Here is a 19592-nt window from a genome sequence, read left to right as displayed (position 1 = left end):
GGGCGTTATTTCAACGCCATCAAAGAAAACTCCGCATCCGCCAGCTGCTGCGGATCCAGCACCCGGCCGCTCGCCAGCCAACGCTTGCCGAGCTTGATGGTGCGCGCATCGTTGAACGCCACCATCTGCACCAGCTGCCGATCGGCGTTCAGCGTGAAGAACACCTGCGACTGCGGCGTGCGGCGCACCACATGGTGCACGCCGCCGCTCGGCACGCCGAGGATCTGGATATTGGCGTCGTATTGATCCGACCAAAGCCAGGCCACGTCGTCATACGGTGCGGCGAAGGCGTCGAGCATCGCGCAGGCGGTGCTGATGGCCTGATTTTGCGCGTAGGCCCAGGACTGCAGGCACAGGCCGAGCGTCGGGTGGCGCGCCACGTCGCCGGCGGCGAAGATCGCCGGATGGCTGGTGCGCCCCTGGCCGTCGACCACGATGCCGGACTCGATCGCCAGCCCGGCGCTGCGCGCCAGTTCGAGATTCAGCTCGACGCCGATCCCCACCACCACCAGATCGAAGGCCTGCGGATCGCTGACTTCGCTGCCGATCCAGGCGGCGCCATCGCGATCTTCCAACGAGATCTCGCCGCAGCCGCACAGCACCGTGACGCCCTGCTGACGATGCAGTTCGAGCAACGCTTGTGAGACGTCGGCGCCGACGCTGCGCATGCACAGCGCGGGCTGGCGTTCAAACACCGTCACCTCGGCGCCGAGACGGCGCGCGGAAGCGGCGATCTCCAGCCCGATCCAACCGCCGCCGACGATCGCCAGGCGCCCGCAACCCTGCAGGCCCTGCCGCAACCGAGCCGCATCGTCCCAGGAACGCAGCGTCATCACGCGCGGGTGCTGCGCCCAGGCGGCGCCCGGCAAACGCGGCCGACCGCCGGTGGCGATCAGCAACTGCTCAAACTGCAGCCGTCGCCCGTCGCTGAGCGTGACGATTTGCTGTTCTGCATCGATGGACTCGGCGCGCAGCGGGCGGCGCCAGTCGATATTCAGCTCCGCCACCGTCTGTTCGCTGAACAGCCGGCTGAGGGGAGCCGCGGCATCCAGCAGCGCCGCTTTCGACAGCGGCGGCCGCTCGTAAAAATCGTAGGGTTCGTCGCTGACCACCGTCAGCCGGCCGCTGTAACCGCGGTCGCGCAGCGTCTTGGCCGCCCAGCCGCCGGCCTGGCCGCCGCCGACGATGACGATGCCCGCGTGTTCCGGCCGGTTCATAACGCCGCCGCCTTTTTATGCTGACGGCGCGTGTCGTGATCGATGCCGCCCTCTACCGCCCATTCGGTGAAGGAGACCAACGAATGCTCCAGCTCGCGCGGCTGCCAGTTTTCCGTCAGATAATCGTCGTTGGTGTAGTACTCGAACGCCCCGCCGGTCGGGCTGTTGACGTACCAGAAATAAGCCGAGGAGATCGGGTGGCGGCCGGGGCCGATAAAGGTGCTCCACTTCTCCTTGTTCATGGCGATGCCGCCGCCGATCACTTCGTGGATATCACGCACGGTGAACGCCACGTGGTTCAGGCCCCGTGGGCGGTTCGGCAGCTTCAGCAGGAACAGGTTATGGTGGCCGCCGCGCGCCTGGGTACGCAGGAAGACGGCGCGATCGATATAGCGATCGGAAACCTGGAAATCCAACAGCTCGCGATAGAAACGCTCGGTCGCCGCCAGATCCTCAACGAAGAACACCACGTGGCCAATGTTGATCGGCTGCGCCTGCGCATAGACCGGACTGGGCTGATCGATGCGGCGCACGTCGCCCCATTGGTTGATCGGCGTGACCGGCACCTCGACCGCCTGCTGGCGGCTGACGACGAAGCGCAGCGTCATGCCGTTGGGATCGAGGCATTCCAGCTCTTCTCCCACCTGCCGGAAGCCGGGCATCAACGCCAAACGCGGCTGCAGGCGCGCCAGCTCGGCGGGCGAGGCCACGCCCCAGGTCATGCGGCGCAGGGTTGAACCGCCCTCAAACGCCGCAGGCAGCGCCGCGCTTTGCAACGGATGCAGGACGACACGCGCCCCGCTCAGGGTGGTGAATTCGCGCTGCGGTTCGCCCCAATGTTGCGTGGCGGGCTGCAGGCCGAAGTCTTGCATGAATTTTTCGCAGGTTGGCAGATCTTCGACGCCAAATTCCAGTTTTTCGATTCCGATTACGCTCATTGTTCAGCCTCACGTTCTCGCTGCATACGGTTTTCAGGCATGAGTCAACCCCGGCCCCTGTTTGCTACGGGCCTTATCCCTGCCTGAGTAAAAGAGTCGGTCCTGTCGGTTAGCCGACGTTGGCCTGCGGCGGCGCGCCGAGGAAGCCGGAAATTTTCTCCGCCGCGTCGCGTACTTCCATGCGCAGCCGCTCGCGATCCGCTTTCGGGATCTCATCGGATGGCACCATGATGCTGACCACCGCCTCGACCCGCTGCTCGCGGTTGAAGATCGGGTAGACGATCGAGGAGATGCCGTGGCGGAAGAACGATTCGCCGATCACATAGCCGCGCGCTTTGTCTTGCTGCACCATCTGCCACAGCGTTTCGCGATCCGCCGGGGTGCCCGGCGCATTGCCCGGCAGCTGCGCGTCCGGATAAAGTTGTTCGAACTCGCTGCGGGTGGCGCTGGTCAACAGCATGCGGCCGAGCGAGGTTTGATGCACCGGCAAGCGAGTGCCGACGCTGACCTGATTGATCTGCGAACCGGCGGCGCTGACGCGGGCGATGTAGATAACGTCGCGCCCATCGCGGATCGCCAGATGACTGCTGCACTGGCTGCGATCGCGCAGCTGCTCGATCACCGGCTGGCCGGCCTGCGCCACGTCCAGCGACGCGATGTATTCAAAGCCGAGGCGCAGCACCTTGATGCCGAGCGCAAAGGTGTTGGTGCGCGGATTGCGTTCCAGAAAGCCCAGGTGCTCAAGCGTCTGCACCACACGGTAGGCGGTGGCCTTCGGCATATCGACCAGGCGATGCAACTCGGCGAAGGTCATTTCCTTATGCTGCTCGCCAAACGCCAGCAGCAGCTGCAACCCGCGATCCAGCCCCGGGATCAGATACTTACATGCTTGCTCGTCCGCCATCTCTCGCTCCTGCGCTGTGCGCCGGCCCTGCGGGCCTCAGTTGAATACGAAGCCGCCGTTGACCGGCAGCAGTTGGCCGGTGACGAAATCCGCCAGCGGCGACAGCAGATAAAGCACCGTACCGTTCACATCGTCCGGGTGCTGCGCCCCGGCCAGCGCGCGCCCCTGCTCGTACAGCTGATGGCGCTCGGCGGGCACATACTCGGTGGCTTCCACCCGCGTCAGGCCCGGCGCGATGGCGTTGACGCAGATCCCCTGCGGGCCCAGCTCGCGCGCCATCGATCGGGTCATCGCGATCAGCGCGCCTTTGCTGGCGACATAGGCCATCAGGCGCGGCGCCCCCCACAGCGCAGTGTCCGACGCCACGTTGACGATCTTGGCGTGCGGGCTGCGCGCCAGCAGCGGCACCGCCGCCTGGCTCACCAGCCAGGTGCCGCGCACGTTGACCTGCATCACCCGATCCCACAGATCGATATCGTATTCCATCATGGTTTTGCCGCCGACGCCGGTCGCCAACGCCGCGTTGTTCACCAGGCCGTCGATTCCGCCGCCTGCGGCGATCTTCTCGAACGCCGAACGGATCGAATCCGGTGACGCTAGATCGATCGTCTGCGTTTCCACCTGAGCGCCCTGCTCACGCAGCGCGGCGCCGCTCGCCGCCAGCTCATCCGCCAGAATGTCGCACATCACCACCTGCGCGCCGGCGGCGGCGATGGCGGCGGCGAAGCTGTAACCCAGGCCGCGCGCTGCCCCGGTGACCACGATGCGTTTGCCGTTCAGCAGGCCGTTCACTGCGCCGCCTCCCGCTCGCGCAGCGTCGCCAGCTGTTTCTGCGCCTCTTTTTGCATCAGGCGGCGCAGGCGCGAAAGGCCGACGTCGTGCTGGTACAGGTATTCGCGACCGCGAGCGTTAGGCGCCATGTTCTCAAGCACGATGCGATCCTGCTCGAGCACGTCCCAATGCAACGATTCCAGGCGGTTGCGGTACATGAAGCGCCACATGTCGCGCTGCCAGTCTTTGACCTTGCGGATGCGCCAGAAGAACACCCGGCAGTGATCCTTGTCTTCCGGCACCACCATGCCGATGATCCAGAAGTGACCGCCCGGCCCGAAGCGCTTTTTGTACGGGATCGACAGGCGCATCCAATACGCGCCGCTGTTGCCGAACTCCACCCAGTCGAAGTTGACGCCAATCTGGCCGTTTTTCTTGAAGATAAACCCGCTGTCGGTCGGCTCCAGCCCCATATCCGCCTTGCGGTCCCCTTCCGCCATCGAGTGCGAGGAGGAGTGCAGGTAGGTGCCGTGCATCGGATCCATCACGTTTTCCAGGGCGTATTGGTAGTTGCAGTTCCAGCTGGCGGTGCACAGGAAATTGCTGTACGACGCTTCGTCCGCCAGCTCTTGCGGGAAAGTCAGCTCCGCCGGCTCTTCATCCGCCGTCACGCCGAAATAGAGGAACACCGCGCCGTAGGCTTCTTTGGCCGGGTAAGACCGCAGGCATTTTTGCCCCACCAGCGGGCAACGATCCACCGCCGGCACGTCTTTCACCGTGCCGTCGCCGCCGACCTCCACCCCGTGATACCAGCAGGCGATGCGATCGCCGAGGTTCCATCCCATGGAAAGCCGCGCGCCGCGGTGCGGGCAGCGGTCTTCCAGCGCGTGGATCTGGCCTTCACCGTCGCGCCACACCACGATTTGCTGCTCCAGACGGGTGATGCCGACCGGATTGTTGCCCACTTCCCAGCTGGCCAGCACCGGATACCACATGCCGCGCAGCCCCTGGTCAAGATAGTCCTGCAGGCTCTGTTCGGAGGATGTTGTATTTGCTGTCATTGTCTTCTCCCGGATGTGGCTCAGAAACCGTTAACGTGAAGGAATTCGCGGAACGTCGCCTCATTCCACGGTTGGCCGCTGCGATCGAACAGGCGGCGCTGATTCAACGCGCTGACGATCTGCTCCAGCTCTTCCGCGCCCTGATCGAAGATCGTTTCCAGCGCCGCCACCAGGGCGGTTTCGAAACCGTCCGGCACACGAGCACGGTTTTGCCAGATCACGTTGCGAAATTGGCCCGGCTGATGGATTTGACCGTTGCCGCCTTCGCGGGCCGGCGTCACCTGTTGGGTGTCCGGCAGCCAGGGATTGAAATCGGTGATGTGCTGCATGATTACTCCTCCGCGATAAAGGTGATCTGGATTTGGTTGTCGACCACCCGGGTGGGATAGGTTTGCAGATCGCGGCCGCCCGGCTCGCGCAGGCACTGGCCGGTGCGCACGTCAAACAGCGCTTCGTGCAGCGGGCACTCAACCTTGCCGTCGTCTACAAACCCCTGGCTGAGCAAGGCATAGGCATGCGGGCAGACGTCTTCCAGCGCGTAGTAGTTACCGTCGAGCAGGTATACCCCGATCTCTTTTCCTTCCACGTTGCCGGAAAAAGGAAAATCTTCTTTCACCTGAGACACTTCGCACACATTCTTCCAGCTCATTGCTTTTATCCTCTATCTGATTGTTTCATATATGAAACTCAGTTTCTTATTTAATACAGTCACTATAAGTCTGGCGAAACTTTCGTCAAGCGAGCGGAACGGCAAATGTTAATGAAAGGTTGTTTAAAAATGACAAATGCGGGAAGGATCACGAAATAATGCACCGATATGAAAAACCTATGTCAGTTGTGCGCTCCCCTGCTAATTTATGGCAAAAAACGCGTTGATTCCGGCGACGCATTGCGCGTAAAAGTGTTTTCTCTCTGTCTTTCACACCCTATTTGATAACAATAATTTTACATCAATCAGCCTCATCCTCCCGCGTTTGCGCTAACTGGCATCCTCGGGTGAGTTTGCTGCTGCCTGAATTCGTCAACCGCTCGCACTGAGGAACGCGCCGTGCAACAACGTCAACGCTGGTTTGGAGTGATCGCCCTGCTGTTTCTGATCGTTATCGCCTATGCGGATCGGGTCAATATCGCCGTGATGTTGGTCAATCCCGACTTCCTGCAACACTTCCAACTCGGCGGCGACCGCGCTCACCAGGGCACGCTGATGACGGTGTTTTTGCTCGGCTACGGGCTGTCCGCCATGTTGCTGACGCCGTTTCTGGAAACGCTGATGGGCTACCGCCGCGCGCTGACGCTGAGCGTGGTGCTGTGGGCGCTGCTCACCGCCGCCTCGCCGCTGGCGGGATCGCTGATGCTGCTGTGCGTGGTGCGCGCGCTGCTTGGCGTCAGCGAAGGGCCGCTGTTCTCGCTGAAGACCATGTACATCGGCGAGCATTTCGCCGCCGACGAGCGCGGCAAGCCCAACGCGGTCAGCGCATTGGGCGTTTCATTGGGGCTGGTGCTCGGCTTTCCGCTGGTGAGTTTTCTGATGGCGCACTTCGGTTGGGCGATGTCGTTTCACCTGCTGGCGCTGCTCAACCTGCTGCTGGGGCTGGCGCTGGTGCGGCTGTTCGTTCACCCGCTCCCCTTATCCTCATCTTCACGCCCTGCCGATCCGCAACCGGTGCTGAACCGCGTCTGGCGCACCTTTGCACTGGCCTGGCGCACGCCGATGCTCGGCTGGATCCTGCTGATCGAGATCGCCACGCTCAGCTACCTGTGGGGCTCCAGCGCCTGGCTGCCGGCGTATCTGACCGATGAAAAGGGGTTTTCCATCAAGCAGATGGGCTGGATGGCCGCGCTGCCTTTCATCGTCAGCATCGCCTCCAAATACCTCGGTGGCGTGTTGCTCGATCGTATCCGCCCTTATCAGGCGCCGCTGATCTTCGTCTGCGGCGGCGCAGCGACCGCGCTGTGCATTTATGGCGTGATGCACAGCCATCAGCTTGGCTGGATCGCCTTCTTCCTGCTGGCGGCCAACGCCTGTTGGGGGGCGCAGGGCGCGGCGATACCCACGCTGCTGCAACATTATGCGCGGCCGGAGGCGGTCGGCAGCGCCTATGGGCTGATCAACGGCATCGGCAATCTGTTCTCGGCGTTTGTGCCGATGGCGATGGGCATGGTGATGGCCAGCCAGGGCAAGGTGTCTTCAGGCTTTGCGGTGCTGATCGCCTCGCAGCTGCTGACGCTGCTGGCGGGCGGCGCGCTGTTTGGCCGCATGTTGCTGGCACAGCAGATGAAGCGGGCATAAACCCGTTTCTCTGCCCTGTGCGGCGGAAAACCGAAAGCGTTGAGAGGGTGCTCGTAGATCTGGACGCCAACAGCCAGCAGACGGGGAACATCCCCGTCGCCGGGTTGCCTTACCGTTCGGATTCGTAAGCCAAAATGGCCGCAACCTCCGTGTTGCCCGATCGGATCCGCAGCTCACACAGCGTGCTGCGGGTTATCCATGCCAGTGATATTACCGTGGCACAAATAACCACCAATTTTAACAGGCTCCGTTTGTTCGGCATCATGCCTTCTTCTCCTTGCCTCGCGGCGGGTAAGAGGCTAACTTAACGTTGTCTGGCGTTAGAGTTGGCCTCGGGTTGATGGATATCGACTCGGGGCTTTTCTCTTTGTACCTTTCACGCAGGCTCCAGATACAAAGATCCAGAGCACCCGCGCGCAGTATATTCATCCTCTCCGTTGTCCCGTTTCCTTTTCTCTGACTCAGTTTCATTTCTGCGCTGGATTGCGCAAAGGCGTTGCAACAGGCTGAAAATCGCAGCGCGGATGGCGACAAATGCAATAAAAAAGCGGCCCCCATACGATGGAGGCCGCTTTTTCAGCGAGGAGTGGCCTGGCGTCAGGCGTGTTTCTTGGCCGCCTGCAGGTACAGCATCTCCAGGCCCAGGGTCGCCGCGGCCAGCGCGGTGATCTCGGACTGGTCATAAGCCGGCGCCACTTCCACCACGTCCATGCCGACGATGTTCAGCGACTGCATGCCGCGCACCAGCTTCAGCGCGCGATCGGAGGTCAGGCCGCCGATCACCGGCGTGCCGGTGCCCGGTGCGAACGCCGGATCCAGGCAGTCGATGTCGAAGGTCAGATACACCGGCATATCGCCGACGATGCCCTTGATCTGGGTCAGCAGATCGTCCACGCTGCGATCGTTCACCTGCGCGGCGTCCAGCACGGTAAAACCGTTGTCATGATCGAACTCGGTACGGATGCCAATCTGCACCGAGTGGTGCGGATCGATCAGGCCTTCGTTCGGGGCATGGTAGAACATGGTGCCGTGGTCGAACTTGCTGCCGTTGGCGTAGGTATCGGTGTGGGCGTCGAAGTGCACCAGCGCCAGCTTGCCGAAATGCTTGGCGTGCGCGCGCAGCAGCGGCAGGGTCACGAAGTGGTCGCCGCCGAACGAGAGCATGCGCTTACCGGCCTTCAGCAGTTTCTCCGCGTGCGCCTGCAGCTTGTCGCTCATGTCCTGCGCGTCGCCGAAGTTGAACACGATATCGCCGCAGTCAACCACGTTCAGCCGATCGCGCAGATCGAAGCTCCACGGCCAGCGGTTGCCTTCCCAGGCCAGGTTGGTGGACACCTGACGGATGGCCGCCGGGCCGTGACGGCCGCCGGCGCGACCGGAGGTCGCCATGTCAAACGGAATGCCGGTGATGACCCACTCTGCATCGCTGTCGTAAGGCATGAAGTTCAGCGGAAAGCGCAGGAAACCAAAGGCGTTGGACACTAATGAATTATCGGACTGATGGCCTAAGGTGCTCATAGTAAACCCTCGTAGTTCAACAAGTTGCCGGGCGCAGAGGCCGGGCCGTTACAAAAAAAAATCCCTCCCGCGTCGTTAGCCCGACGAGAAAGGGATTTGTTCGATGTTTGTTTCGGTGCTACCGATACGGCTGATTATGGCCGCATTTTATCCATGCTTCAAGGGGGCCGATATCGTCCCCCTGAAGAGGGCAGTTACTCGTCTTCCAGATACGTGTAGCCGTACAGGCCGGCTTCAAACTCTTCCAGGAATTGCGCCTGCAGCTCGCTGTCCAGATCGGTTTCTTTGACCTGATCGCGGAACTTGGCCAGCAGCGCACCCGGATCGAGCTGCACGTACTCCAGCATGTCCGCCACGGTGTCGCCCTCGTCGGACAACTCGGTCTCGACGCTGCCGTCCGGGAACACGTACACGTCAACCGAGGCGGTGTCGCCGAACAGGTTGTGCATGTTGCCGAGGATCTCCTGGTACGCGCCGACCATGAAGAAGCCCAGCGCCGGCGGATTCTCCGGATCGTACGGCGGCATCGGCATGGTGGTCGCCACGCCGTCGCCATCGACGTAATGGTCGATAGTGCCGTCGGAATCGCAGGTGATGTCGAGCAGCACCGCACGGCCTTCCGGCGGCTTATCCAGCCCTTCCAGCGGCAGCACCGGGAACAGCTGATCGATACCCCAGGCATCCGGCATCGACTGGAACAGCGAGAAATTGACGTAGAACTTGTCCGCCATGCGCTCTTGCAGCTCGTCGATGATTGGACGGTGCGCGCGATTGCTCGGATCGAGCTGCTGCTGGATCTTGTTGCAGATGTTCAGATACAGCTGCTCGGCCCAGGCGCGCTTGGTCAGATCCAGCATGCCGTGCGCGTATTGGGTATGCACGTCGTGCAGATCCATCTGGCTGTCGTGCAGCCATTCGCGCAGCGAGCGGCGGTTCTCCGGCTCGTTCATTTCCAGCCAGGTTTCCCACATGCTTTCCAGCGCGCGCGGCGCGTCGGCTTCCGGCGGCAACGGTTCGCTGAATTCGTTGCGCTCGACGCCGATCACGTTGGAAACCAGCACCGTATGGTGCGCGGTCACGGCGCGGCCGGACTCGGTGATCACCGTCGGGTGCGGCAGGCCGTGTTCGTTACAGGCATCGCCGATACCCCAAATCACGTTGTTGGCGTATTCGTTCAGGCCGTAGTTCACCGAGCAGTCGGACTGCGAGCGGGTGCCTTCGTAGTCGACGCCCAAGCCGCCGCCCACGTCGAAGCACTGAATGTTGACGCCCAGCTTGTGCAGTTCAACGTAAAAGCGCGCCGATTCGCGCACGCCGGTGGCGATATCGCGAATGTTGGCCAGCTGCGAGCCCAAGTGGAAATGCAGCAGTTGCAGGCTGTCGAGACGGCCCGCTTCGCGCAGGGTCTCCACCAGCTTCAGCACCTGCACCGCCGCCAGACCGAACTTGGATTTTTCGCCGCCGCTCGACTGCCATTTGCCGGAGCCCTGCGACGCCAGGCGCGCACGCACGCCCAGGCGCGGCACCACGTTCAGCCGCTCAGCCTCTTCCAGCACCAGGTTGATCTCGGACATCTTCTCGATCACCAGGTACACCTTGTGCCCCAGTTTTTCGCCGATCAGCGCCAGGCGAATATATTCACGATCTTTATAGCCGTTACAGACGATCACCGAGCGGGTCATGCCGGCATGCGCCAGCACCGCCATCAGCTCGGCCTTGGAGCCGGCTTCCAGCCCCAGCGGTTCGCCGGAGTTCACCAGCGACTCAATCACGCGGCGATGTTGGTTCACCTTGATCGGATACACCAGGAAATAGCCGCCCTGGTAACCGAAAGACTCACGCGCGCGTTTGAACGCGGCGTTGATCGAACGCAAGCGATGCTGAAGGATCTGCGGGAAGCAGAACAGCGCAGGCAAACGTTGGCCGTCTTGCTGGCGCGTTTTCACCAGTTCTGCCAGATCGACGCGCGCCTGCGGGACATCCGGGTCCGGGCACACGCTGATATGGCCCAGCTCGTTGACGTCATAGTAATTGTTGCCCCAGTAGGCGACGTTATAAGTACGCAGCATCTTGCTGGCATTACGATCATTCATGGCAACCTCCTGCATGGAGCGCAAAGATAAAGACTCGCCCGCAACCGGCGGGCGGTGAATCAACAGATCATCAGACATGGTTCGCCTCACATTCCGCACTGACGAAACCGTCAGCCACTATCGCAGCTACCACCCGCGAGAACAACCCAACAAGCCGCGCTGGCGGCAGCGAAGAGAACCGCCGTTCGCGGTCAGCGATCGGTTTATCACTCATATAATTGTAAGACACCCTGTTCAAACCTCGTGAATCGGGCCAAGAAACATCCCACAGGAAGGCTGCAGGCTACCCTTGTTCAGTTCTTCAGACGACCGTTAGCCGGCCCGAGAATCCTGAGTAGCGGCCAAGTGTTTATCGCACCTGGTAAGTGACAAAGAGACAAGACGGGAAATAGCAGAAGAATGTGCGCCAGAACGGCACTGCTGTTGGGAACCAACAACCGGTAGACAACGGATCATTAATCCAACCACCTCCACGCGCGCCGTTCGGAGTGAACGACCCAGCCTCTAAAATAGTGTAAGAACGTGACCGTTCGATGAAGCGGCGGCGCTCACGGCGAACGCCTGCGACGGATAATAGCGCAACGGCGGCGAATGCAAAGCGGAAGTTTATCGCGCCTTCCCCCACTCAAGACCGCCGTACTGTGCAGCAAATGAACCGCGCGCGCAGTTTATACCGGTAAGCAGGTGAAAAAGCAAAATGAAAATTCGCCGAAAACTGTTTCAAGCGATGAAAATGGCGCCAACCCGTTTGCGCAAAAGAGCGAAAGCGCAAAAAATTACTGGCAATCTGGCTAAACCCTGACCTAAAATAGACGTCCAGATGTTAATCCATCTATACTGGTTAACTGATAAACTGCTTAACGGCTTTGCCTGAGGGGCGTTGCAGGATGCATCTCGCGCCATCAGCGGAAGACCCTTCGCTTTGATGCCGGATCTCCAGCGCTGTGCAGTAATTTCTAACCCGTCTTATGCAAGGTAAAGAACACAATGGCTAAACACCTCTTCACGTCCGAATCCGTCTCCGAAGGACATCCCGATAAAATCGCCGATCAGATCTCCGATGCCGTCCTCGACGCCATCCTGGAACAAGATCCGAAGGCGCGCGTCGCCTGCGAAACCTACGTGAAAACCGGCATGGTGCTGGTCGGCGGTGAAATCACCACCAGCGCCTGGGTCGATATCGAAGAGATCACCCGCAAGACCGTGCGCGAGATCGGCTACGTTCATTCGGACATGGGCTTTGACGCCAACTCCTGCGCAGTATTGAGCGCCATCGGCAAACAATCCCCGGATATCAATCAGGGCGTTGACCGTACCGATCCTCTCGAGCAGGGCGCCGGCGATCAGGGCTTGATGTTTGGCTACGCCACCAACGAAACCGACGTGCTGATGCCGGCCCCGGTGACCTACGCGCACCGTCTGGTGCAGCGCCAGTCCGAAGTGCGTAAAAACGGCACCCTGCCGTGGCTGCGTCCGGACGCGAAGAGCCAGGTGACCTTCCAGTACGACGACGGCAAAATCGTCGGCATCGACGCCGTGGTGCTGTCCACCCAGCATTCCGAAGACATCGCGCTGAAAGATCTGCAAGAAGCGGTGATGGAAGAGATCATCAAACCGGTCCTGCCGGCGGAATGGCTGACGGCGGGCACCAAATACCACATCAACCCGACCGGCCGTTTCGTTATCGGCGGCCCGATGGGCGACTGCGGCCTGACCGGCCGTAAGATCATCGTCGACACCTACGGCGGCATGGCGCGCCACGGCGGCGGCGCCTTCTCCGGTAAGGATCCGTCCAAGGTTGACCGTTCCGCGGCCTACGCGGCACGCTACGTGGCGAAAAACATCGTTGCCGCCGGCCTGGCCGATCGTTGCGAAATCCAGGTGTCTTACGCTATCGGCGTAGCGGAACCGACCTCCATCATGGTGGAAACCTTCGGTACCGAGAAAGTGCCAACCGAACAGCTGACGCTGCTGGTGCGCGAATTCTTCGATCTGCGCCCATATGGCCTGATCCAGATGATGGATCTGCTGCAGCCGATCTACCGCGAAACCGCTGCCTACGGCCACTTCGGCCGCGAGCACTTCCCGTGGGAAGCGACCGACAAAGCCGCGCTGCTGCGCGATGCCGCCGGCCTGAAATAAGCCCCGACATCAACATGAAAACGGCGAGCCCTGGCTCGCCGTTTTTTTTTGAGCGGATGGGTGCTCTTGGATCAACGCATCGACTGCCAGCCGGCGGAGGCACCGCCCCCGCCGCCGGGTTGCCTTACCGTTCGGATTCGTAAGCCAAAATGGCCGCAACCTCCGTAGTGCCCGCTCGGATCCGCAGCTCACACAGCGTGCTGCGGGTTATCCATGCCAGTGATATTACCGTGGCACAAATAATCACCAGTTTTAACGGGCTGCGTTTGTTCGGCATCATGCCTTCTTCTCCTTGCCTCGCGGCGGGTAAGAGGCTAACTTAACGTTGTGACGCGTTAGAGTAGGCCTCGGGTTGATGGATATCGACTCGGGGCTTTTCTCTTTGTACCTTTCGCAGAAGCTCCAGAGACAAAGATCCAGAGCACCCGCCCGCAGTATATTCATCTCACCGACACGCCTCGCGTTCCTTTTCGCACGCAATATCGTTTTTGCGCACCCGTTCGCAGCGCCTTGCAACATCATGAAAAATAAAAAAAGGCCCAGCAACGCGGAGCCTTTGATGACAGAGAAAACGCAGCCGAGACGCCGCTTACGAGGTCTGCTTACGCAACAGATACACGAAGTACGGTGCACCGATAAAGGTCGCCAATAACCCGGCGGGGATCTGATACGGGAACAGCAGCATCCGTCCGCACCAGTCGGCAAACACCATCAGCAAGCCGCCCAGCAGCGCGGCGATCACCATTTGCGGCAGCGCGCGGCGGAAGCCCAGCATGCGCGCCATATGCGGCGCCATCAGCCCGACAAAGCTCAGCGGCCCTACGGTCAGGGTCGCCATGGCGGTCAGGGTGGCAGCCAGCAACAGAATGCTCAACCGCGTCGGCGTCAGCGCAATGCCCACCGAACGGGCGGTGGCGCCGCCGAGCGGCAGGATGGTCAGCCAGCGGCGGCACAGCGGTGCCAATACCAGCAATCCGGCAGCGATCAGCGCAGTGCGCAGCGCCTGCGCCGGCTCCACCGAATAGGTCGAACCGGAGAGCCAGGTCAGCAAGCCCCCCATACGCGGATCGCCGCTGGCCAACAGCAGGAAGATGACGGTGGTAAAGGCGGTGCTGAGCGCGATACCGGCCAGCAGCATGCGTTCGGTCGAGAAACCGCCGCGGCCTGCGGCGATCATGATGATCAGCAACGTAGCGGCCGCCCCCAGACTGCCGGCGGGCAGCAGCCACACGAAGGCGTCGCCCGGCACCATAAACAGCATCATCACGACGCCAAAAGCGGCGCCGGAGCTGATGCCCAACACTTCCGGGCTGGCCATCGGGTTGCCGGTCAACTTCTGGATCAGCGTGCCGGCGACCGCCAGCATCATGCCCGCCGCCAGCGCCGACAACACCCGCGGCCAGCGCCACGGCAGCAGAGCGTCCAGTTCCGCGCCCAGGCTCCAGTGCCAGCCGCCGGCATTTTTGCCCAGCATCAGCGCCAGCGCCAGGCCGATCAGCAGCACGAGGCCGCCCACCAGGATCCAGCCGGGCAGATTCCCGCGTTCGGCAGGCACCTTGTCGCCGAGGTTCATCGGTGGCGGCGTGGCGGCGCTGCGCAAACGCGGCAGCAGCCACAGCAGCAGCGGCGCGCCGAACAGCGCGGTGGCCGCGCCGGTCGGGATCTCGCGCCACACCTGCGTTACCCCGAGCATCACCTGATCGGTCAGCCACAGCAACAGCGCCCCCAGCAGCGGCGCCAGCATCATGCGGTGCGCCAGGCGGCGAGCCCCCAGCATCTTCGCCATCAGCGGTGCAAACAGGCCGATAAAGCCGATAACGCCCACCGCGCTCACCAACATGGCGCTGAAGATGATGGCCAACCCCAAAGCACAGAAGCGCGCCATCGACAGCCCTAACCCCAGGTTGCGCGCCACACCGTCGTCCAGCCCCAGCAGCGTCAGCGGGCGCAGCAACAGCGCCGCCAACAGGCCAGCCACCAGCAAACGCGGCAGGAGGAACTGCACGGCGCTCCAGTCCTGTTGGTTCAACGCGCCAGTGCCCCACAGGAACATGCCCTGCAGCTGATCGTAATGAAACAGCGCCAACAGGCTGTTGACCGCACCGCAGTACAGCCCCAGCACCAGCCCGGCCAGAATCAGCGTGACCGGCGACATCCGCTTGCCCCAGGCAACGCCGAACACCAGCCCGCCCACCACGATAGCCCCCACCATAGCGGCCAACTGGCGAGTAAACTCACCTCCCGGCAGCACCCACAGCGTGGCGATGGTCAGGCCGAGCTGCGCGCCGGCGGCCACGCCGAGCGTCGACGGCTCCGCCAACGGATTGCGCAACACCTGCTGGAACAGCACGCCGACCAACCCCAGACCGGCGCCGGCCAACAGCGACACCGTCAACCGCGGCAGTTGGCTGTAATGAAACAGCATTTGCCGCACGTCGTCGATGTCCGGCGCGCTGAGCGCCCGCGCCCATTGCGCCGGCGGCAGCTGCTGCGCCAGGTTGTATATCGTCAGGCCACCTGCCGCCGCCAGCAACAGCAGGATCAGCGTCAGCGGCAATTTCCGGATGCCCGAACTCATGACGCACTCTCCTGAGCCTGCGCCAACAGGCGGCAAAACCGCATCGTCGACAGCGTGGCACCGTAGAACCACACCGCCGGTACCTGCCGCAGCTGGTTTTGCCGCACGAAGGGCAACGATTGCCACAGCGGCGTCGCGCTGACCTTGTCCATCATCGCCTGATTACCGTGATCGAGATAGATGACCCGCGCGTTACGCACCGTGGCCAACCGTTCAATGCCCACCACCGCCGTGCCCCAGAAATTGGTTTCTTCCTGCCAGGCGTTGCGGATGCCCAGTTGATCCATCGCCTCCTGGAACAGGCTTTTCTGGCCGATGATCAACGCATGGCGCGTGTCGATCAGCGAAAACAGCAGCAGCGGTTGCCGGGTGTAGCTTTGCAGGCGCTGACGCGCGTCCTGCATAAAGCGGTCAAACTGCGCCAGGTGCTGTACCGCGCGGCTTTCTATGCCCAATCGTTGCCCCAGCGCCATCAGCGACTGGCGGGCGACGGTCAGCGGTTTGCCGCTGCCGTCGTTGAAGCCAAAGCTCATGGTTGGCGCGATGGGTTGGATTTTTTGCGGCGTTGGGCCATAGCCTTGCGACAGTAACACCAGCGAAGGCTGAAGCTGCTGCAGCAGTTCGAGGTTAGGTTCGGTGCGCTGGCCGACGTCGACCACCGTCGCCGGCAGCTTCGGCTCCGCCACCCACAGGTTGTAGTTATGCACATCGGCCACCGCCAGCGGCGTCACGCCCAATGCCAACAGCAGTTCGATCGGCAGCCATTCCAGCGCCGCAACGCGGGCGATATCCGGCGGCGCATCCGCCGCTCGGCCGGGCAACGAGCCCAACAGCGGCGACAGCGCCAGCGCCATCAACAAACGGCGGCGCAGCGGATCGTGAGAAGAAGTGAATGCAGAGGACATCAGTAGACAAAACTCACCGGCGCGCCGCCGCTCGGGTGCGGCAACGTGCCCATAGGAATACCGTAAATTTGTTCCAGCACCGGCCCCTGCATCAGTTCCAGCGGGCCGCCCTGGGCGATCATTTCACCGCCGCGCAGCGCCACCAGATGGTCGCAGTAACGTGCCGCCATGTTGATGTCGTGCAGCACGGCGATCACCGTGAGATCGCGTTCGCGGCTCAGGCGCTGGATCAGCGCCAGCACCTCGACCTGGTGCGCGATGTCCAGCGCCGAGGTCGGTTCGTCAAGCAGCAGGCAGCGGCTGTCCTGCGCCACCATCATCGCCAGCCAGGCGCGTTGGCGCTCGCCGCCGGAGAGGCTGTCCACCAAGCGGCTGGCGAACGGCTTCAGCCCCACCAGCGCGATGGCTTCCTCCACCAATTGGCGATCGTTGGCGCCAAAACGCCCCAGCGCGCCGTGCCACGGATAGCGGCCGACGGCCACCAGCTCGCGCACCGTCATGCCTTCCGCCGCCGGCAACTGCTGCGGCAGGTAGGCCACCTGGCGGGCGAAGGATTTGCTGTCCCACTGCGCCAACGGCTGCCGATTGAGCAAGACCTGACCACCGCTGGGCGCATGATGCCGCCCGAGCAGTTTCAACAGGGTGGATTTACCGGAACCGTTATGGCCGATCAGGCCGCAGACTTTGCCCTGAGGAAAACTGAGCGACAGCGGTTGCAACAGCACCCGGCCGGGGACGGCGAAGCTGGCGTTATCCAGCGCGAAGGTCGCGCCGGGATTAAGAAGTTTGTCCTGCATAGATCCTGCTTTGTCCGGGGCGACGCAGTGCCGCCCCGGCTATCCGGTTAGAAACGGAAGGTTGCGGTGGCGACCACCTGGCGTTCTGCGCCCCAGAAACAACCATATGTAGCAAAGCAACTGGACACATATTGCTTATCAAACAGGTTGTTCACGTTAAGAGCGATCGAAGAACCCGGCAAGTTAAAACGAGCCAAGTCATACTTAAGTACGGTATTCCACACGGTAGAAGCCGGCACTTTAAAAGTATTGGCTTCATCACCGAATGATGACCCCGTATAACGAACACCCGCACCAAAGGTTAGACCACTCAACGCCGTCTCATGGAAAGTATAATCTCCCCACAGAGATGCCATATGTTTAGGAATGATAGCTGGCGTATTACCTTTATTCGTGGTGTCCTCAGTATACTCTGCATTGGTATAAGTATATGAAGCCAATAGGTTAACGTTGGCATTCAATGCAGCTTTGCCTTCCAACTCAAGGCCTCGTGAACGAATTTTCCCCGTTTGCTGCTGATACCAGCCTTCATTGGCGTGTTGAACGTCCGTTACCAGATTGTTCGACTTAGTCAGTTGATAGATCGCGATGGTTGCAGAAACTGGTTTATCTTTAGGCATGAACTTCAAACCAGCTTCATATTGCTCCCCTTTGGATGGAACAAAAGCTTTACCGCCATATGCAGCCCCCACGTTTGGCTCGAAGGACTGTGCATAGCTGACATATGGAGAAATGCCATTATCGAATAGATAGTTAAGACCAATACGATTTGTAGACTGGTGATCTTTTTGCTTACTGTAACTGTCTGCAACACGATCTTCGACCGTACTTTTGGCCCAATCGTAACGAGTGCCGGCTGTCAGAATCCAATTATTCCATTCGGCCTGCTCTTGCATGTAAATACCGATTTGCTGTTGCCCATCGACTTTACTAGTACGATTCAATGCACCTTTTGTATAATTACCGAATTGTGGGTTGGCAAGGTTAAGCGTACTTGCAATACCCCAACCGCCCTCAATATCATTGCTCATGCGCATGAAATCTACGCCACTCAGTAACGTATGTTCCACCTGGCCTGTAGCGAACTTAGCCTGAGCTTGAGTATCCACACTGAAGTTGTTCAGCCGCTCATTAGAAACGATATAGTTACGGTTTAAAGTGACGTTATCGGCTGCAACTCCATTACCATAGACATTATTTTGATTGGTATGCAGTTGCATATACCGTAAGTTTTGACGCACAGTCCAAGTATCATTTAAGTCATGATAGAAACTGTAACCAAACATTCGCGTCTGGCGGGAATAAAAGTTGCTCTTCTCACCCTCATTGAAATTAGCGGGCAGCTTGCCATAAGGTGCAGGTTGCACCGTTCCTTGCATTGGCAGCCAACCGTAGTAGCCCATATTAGGATCGTTTTGCAGGTAAGAATATAAGGTTAAATTAGTATGATCATCCGGCTGCCAACTGAATGATGGAGCAACAGCATAGCGTTTTACTTTAGCCATGTTCTGCTGGTCATTAGCATCTTTCGCCAATCCAGTCAGACGGAACGCATATTTACCCTCTTCATCTAACGCATCGCTGAAGTCGAAACCAGTTTGGAACAGACTGTCAGTGCCCATTTTAAACTGCACTTCACGAATAGGCTCATTCGTTGGACGCTTACTCACTAGAGAAACGATTCCGCCAGGGCTGCTCTTACCATACAACACAGAAGAAGGGCCACGTAAAACTTCTGCACGCTCCAGGAAATAGGGATCAATAGAGGCTTCGTTAAAGTAGTCCCCCTGCAGCTTCAATCCATCCAGATATTCATTCTGGTTAACTGAACCAAAACCGCGAATGTAGACTGCATCATATACGTTGGAACTACCGCGGCTACCGACCATCACCCCAGGTGTGTACCCCAGAGCTTCCTTGACGGAGGTTGGCTGTAAAATGTCCATCTGCTCACGTGTCACAACCGACACTGATTGCGGTGTTTTTACCAACTGCGTATCGGTTTTGGTGCCGGTGGCGCTGCGTTTGGCGACATAGGTGCCGACCGGCCCCCAGGCGCTTTCCTGCTGGGCGGTATTGCTGCCGCCCACAACGGTAATCGTGTCTTCCTTGGTGGCCGGCTTGGCGTCGGCGGAAAAAGCTGGCATCGCCAGCGTGCCCAACGCCGCAGCGACGGTGATCGCTAACGCGCTGACGGGGGTACGGCCCTGCTTGGCCGCGGATGACGAAAGACGCTTGGTCGGCATAGTTGATTTCTCTGATGAATTATTAAATGAAGAATGTAAACGATAATAATTATTATAAGCGTCGCATTTTATGCAGAAGCCAAATTAAACTGCAAGCCGAATTCATGGGGTAAATAGGTTAAGGATTAGGCG

17 protein-coding genes are annotated in these 19592 nt (G+C 60.4%); 2 read left to right on the top strand and 15 right to left on the bottom strand.

The features are described 5' to 3' along the window. Nucleotides 1-5 precede the first annotated feature (5 nt). The 7 genes from ABTW55_RS01890 to ABTW55_RS01860 all read right to left on the bottom strand — a co-directional run bounded on the left by ABTW55_RS01890 (nucleotide 6) and on the right by ABTW55_RS01860 (nucleotide 5540). A complete protein-coding gene (locus ABTW55_RS01890) occupies nucleotides 6-1217 on the bottom strand; it encodes an NAD(P)/FAD-dependent oxidoreductase (protein ID WP_060423047.1) in 1212 nt (403 codons plus the stop codon). Next, on the bottom strand, nucleotides 1214-2155 hold the full coding sequence (locus tag ABTW55_RS01885) for a VOC family protein (RefSeq protein WP_060423044.1): 942 nt from the start codon (nucleotides 2153-2155) through the stop codon (nucleotides 1214-1216). The genes ABTW55_RS01890 and ABTW55_RS01885 overlap by 4 nt, the downstream gene beginning before the upstream one ends. 109 nt (nucleotides 2156-2264) lie before the next feature. Continuing rightward, a complete protein-coding gene (locus ABTW55_RS01880; protein WP_004937625.1) occupies nucleotides 2265-3059 on the bottom strand; it encodes an IclR family transcriptional regulator in 795 nt (264 codons plus the stop codon). Nucleotides 3060-3095: 36 nt separating this feature from the next. After that, the gene (locus tag ABTW55_RS01875; RefSeq protein WP_033635901.1) at nucleotides 3096-3851 is read right to left on the bottom strand and encodes an SDR family oxidoreductase; all 756 of its coding nucleotides are present in this window, start codon (nucleotides 3849-3851) and stop codon (nucleotides 3096-3098) included. After that, on the bottom strand, nucleotides 3848-4891 hold the full coding sequence (locus tag ABTW55_RS01870) for an aromatic ring-hydroxylating dioxygenase subunit alpha (protein WP_049212885.1): 1044 nt from the start codon (nucleotides 4889-4891) through the stop codon (nucleotides 3848-3850). The genes ABTW55_RS01875 and ABTW55_RS01870 overlap by 4 nt, the downstream gene beginning before the upstream one ends. A 20-nt stretch (nucleotides 4892-4911) precedes the next feature. Continuing rightward, nucleotides 4912-5220 carry a recombinase-like helix-turn-helix domain-containing protein gene (locus tag ABTW55_RS01865; RefSeq protein WP_004937617.1) on the bottom strand — a complete coding sequence of 103 codons (309 nt, stop codon included), beginning with the start codon at nucleotides 5218-5220 and terminating at the stop codon, nucleotides 4912-4914. Between the two features lie 2 nt (nucleotides 5221-5222). After that, nucleotides 5223-5540, bottom strand: a complete 318-nt coding sequence (locus ABTW55_RS01860) for a non-heme iron oxygenase ferredoxin subunit (RefSeq protein ID WP_033632120.1) — start codon at nucleotides 5538-5540, stop codon at nucleotides 5223-5225. A 399-nt stretch (nucleotides 5541-5939) separates the two neighbouring features. Between ABTW55_RS01860 and ABTW55_RS01855 the strand changes: the two genes are divergently transcribed. Then, nucleotides 5940-7181, top strand: coding sequence for an MFS transporter (locus ABTW55_RS01855; RefSeq protein ID WP_033635903.1), 1242 nt, complete (start codon nucleotides 5940-5942; stop codon nucleotides 7179-7181). Nucleotides 7182-7290: 109 nt separating this feature from the next. Here ABTW55_RS01855 and ABTW55_RS01850 read toward each other — a convergent pair whose 3' ends face one another. The 3 genes from ABTW55_RS01850 to speA all read right to left on the bottom strand — a co-directional run bounded on the left by ABTW55_RS01850 (nucleotide 7291) and on the right by speA (nucleotide 10870). Then, nucleotides 7291-7443 carry a Hok/Gef family protein gene (locus tag ABTW55_RS01850; protein ID WP_033638576.1) on the bottom strand — a complete coding sequence of 51 codons (153 nt, stop codon included), beginning with the start codon at nucleotides 7441-7443 and terminating at the stop codon, nucleotides 7291-7293. Between the two features lie 335 nt (nucleotides 7444-7778). Next, nucleotides 7779-8699, bottom strand: a complete 921-nt coding sequence (gene speB, locus ABTW55_RS01845; protein WP_004937606.1) for an agmatinase — start codon at nucleotides 8697-8699, stop codon at nucleotides 7779-7781. Between the two features lie 194 nt (nucleotides 8700-8893). Then, nucleotides 8894-10870, bottom strand: coding sequence for a biosynthetic arginine decarboxylase (gene speA, locus ABTW55_RS01840; protein WP_033649617.1), 1977 nt, complete (start codon nucleotides 10868-10870; stop codon nucleotides 8894-8896). 909 nt (nucleotides 10871-11779) lie between these two features. Here speA and metK point away from each other — a divergent pair. Next, nucleotides 11780-12934, top strand: coding sequence for a methionine adenosyltransferase (gene metK, locus ABTW55_RS01835; RefSeq protein WP_033654692.1), 1155 nt, complete (start codon nucleotides 11780-11782; stop codon nucleotides 12932-12934). Nucleotides 12935-13058: 124 nt separating this feature from the next. Here metK and ABTW55_RS01830 read toward each other — a convergent pair whose 3' ends face one another. From ABTW55_RS01830 to fhuA, 5 genes are all read right to left on the bottom strand, one after another. Further along, nucleotides 13059-13211, bottom strand: coding sequence for a Hok/Gef family protein (locus tag ABTW55_RS01830; protein ID WP_033649633.1), 153 nt, complete (start codon nucleotides 13209-13211; stop codon nucleotides 13059-13061). A 312-nt stretch (nucleotides 13212-13523) separates the two neighbouring features. Then, nucleotides 13524-15512: a Fe(3+)-hydroxamate ABC transporter permease FhuB gene (fhuB, locus tag ABTW55_RS01825; protein ID WP_060423042.1), complete on the bottom strand. Its 1989-nt coding sequence runs from the start codon at nucleotides 15510-15512 to the stop codon at nucleotides 13524-13526. Next, complete coding sequence (gene fhuD, locus ABTW55_RS01820; protein ID WP_060423039.1) at nucleotides 15509-16417, bottom strand: Fe(3+)-hydroxamate ABC transporter substrate-binding protein FhuD; 909 nt, start codon at nucleotides 16415-16417, stop codon at nucleotides 15509-15511. Before fhuD ends, fhuB begins: the two co-directional genes overlap by 4 nt. Next, on the bottom strand, nucleotides 16417-17214 hold the full coding sequence (fhuC, locus tag ABTW55_RS01815) for a Fe3+-hydroxamate ABC transporter ATP-binding protein FhuC (RefSeq protein ID WP_033649613.1): 798 nt from the start codon (nucleotides 17212-17214) through the stop codon (nucleotides 16417-16419). Before fhuC ends, fhuD begins: the two co-directional genes overlap by 1 nt. Before the next feature lie 47 nt (nucleotides 17215-17261). Beyond that, nucleotides 17262-19460 (bottom strand): ferrichrome porin FhuA, encoded by a 2199-nt coding sequence (fhuA, locus tag ABTW55_RS01810; protein ID WP_060423036.1) that lies wholly within the window; start codon nucleotides 19458-19460, stop codon nucleotides 17262-17264. Between the last annotated feature and the right edge of the window lie 132 nt (nucleotides 19461-19592).

The sequence above is a fragment of the Serratia sp. SM04 genome, assembly GCF_040280225.1.
GTDB lineage: Bacteria > Pseudomonadota > Gammaproteobacteria > Enterobacterales > Enterobacteriaceae > Serratia > Serratia sarumanii.
Note: the sequence above shows the minus strand (reverse complement) of the source record. Positions and strands in the feature narration are given on the sequence as shown.

Bases quoted from the DNA above. Each gene is read 5' to 3' on its own strand.
- ABTW55_RS01890 (WP_060423047.1), bottom strand. From the start codon at position 1,217: ATGAACCGGCCGGAACACGCGGGCATCGTCATCGTCGGCGGCGGCCAG.
- ABTW55_RS01885 (WP_060423044.1), bottom strand. From the start codon at position 2,155: ATGAGCGTAATCGGAATCGAAAAACTGGAATTTGGCGTCGAAGATCTG.
- ABTW55_RS01880 (WP_004937625.1), bottom strand. From the start codon at position 3,059: ATGGCGGACGAGCAAGCATGTAAGTATCTGATCCCGGGGCTGGATCGC.
- ABTW55_RS01870 (WP_049212885.1), bottom strand. From the start codon at position 4,891: ATGACAGCAAATACAACATCCTCCGAACAGAGCCTGCAGGACTATCTT.
- ABTW55_RS01865 (WP_004937617.1), bottom strand. From the start codon at position 5,220: ATGCAGCACATCACCGATTTCAATCCCTGGCTGCCGGACACCCAACAG.
- ABTW55_RS01860 (WP_033632120.1), bottom strand. From the start codon at position 5,540: ATGAGCTGGAAGAATGTGTGCGAAGTGTCTCAGGTGAAAGAAGATTTT.
- ABTW55_RS01850 (WP_033638576.1), bottom strand. From the start codon at position 7,443: ATGCCGAACAAACGGAGCCTGTTAAAATTGGTGGTTATTTGTGCCACG.
- speB (WP_004937606.1), bottom strand. From the start codon at position 8,699: ATGAGCACCTTAGGCCATCAGTCCGATAATTCATTAGTGTCCAACGCC.
- speA (WP_033649617.1), bottom strand. From the start codon at position 10,870: ATGTCTGATGATCTGTTGATTCACCGCCCGCCGGTTGCGGGCGAGTCT.
- metK (WP_033654692.1), top strand. From the start codon at position 11,780: ATGGCTAAACACCTCTTCACGTCCGAATCCGTCTCCGAAGGACATCCC.
- ABTW55_RS01830 (WP_033649633.1), bottom strand. From the start codon at position 13,211: ATGCCGAACAAACGCAGCCCGTTAAAACTGGTGATTATTTGTGCCACG.
- fhuB (WP_060423042.1), bottom strand. From the start codon at position 15,512: ATGAGTTCGGGCATCCGGAAATTGCCGCTGACGCTGATCCTGCTGTTG.
- fhuD (WP_060423039.1), bottom strand. From the start codon at position 16,417: ATGTCCTCTGCATTCACTTCTTCTCACGATCCGCTGCGCCGCCGTTTG.
- fhuC (WP_033649613.1), bottom strand. From the start codon at position 17,214: ATGCAGGACAAACTTCTTAATCCCGGCGCGACCTTCGCGCTGGATAAC.
- fhuA (WP_060423036.1), bottom strand. From the start codon at position 19,460: ATGCCGACCAAGCGTCTTTCGTCATCCGCGGCCAAGCAGGGCCGTACC.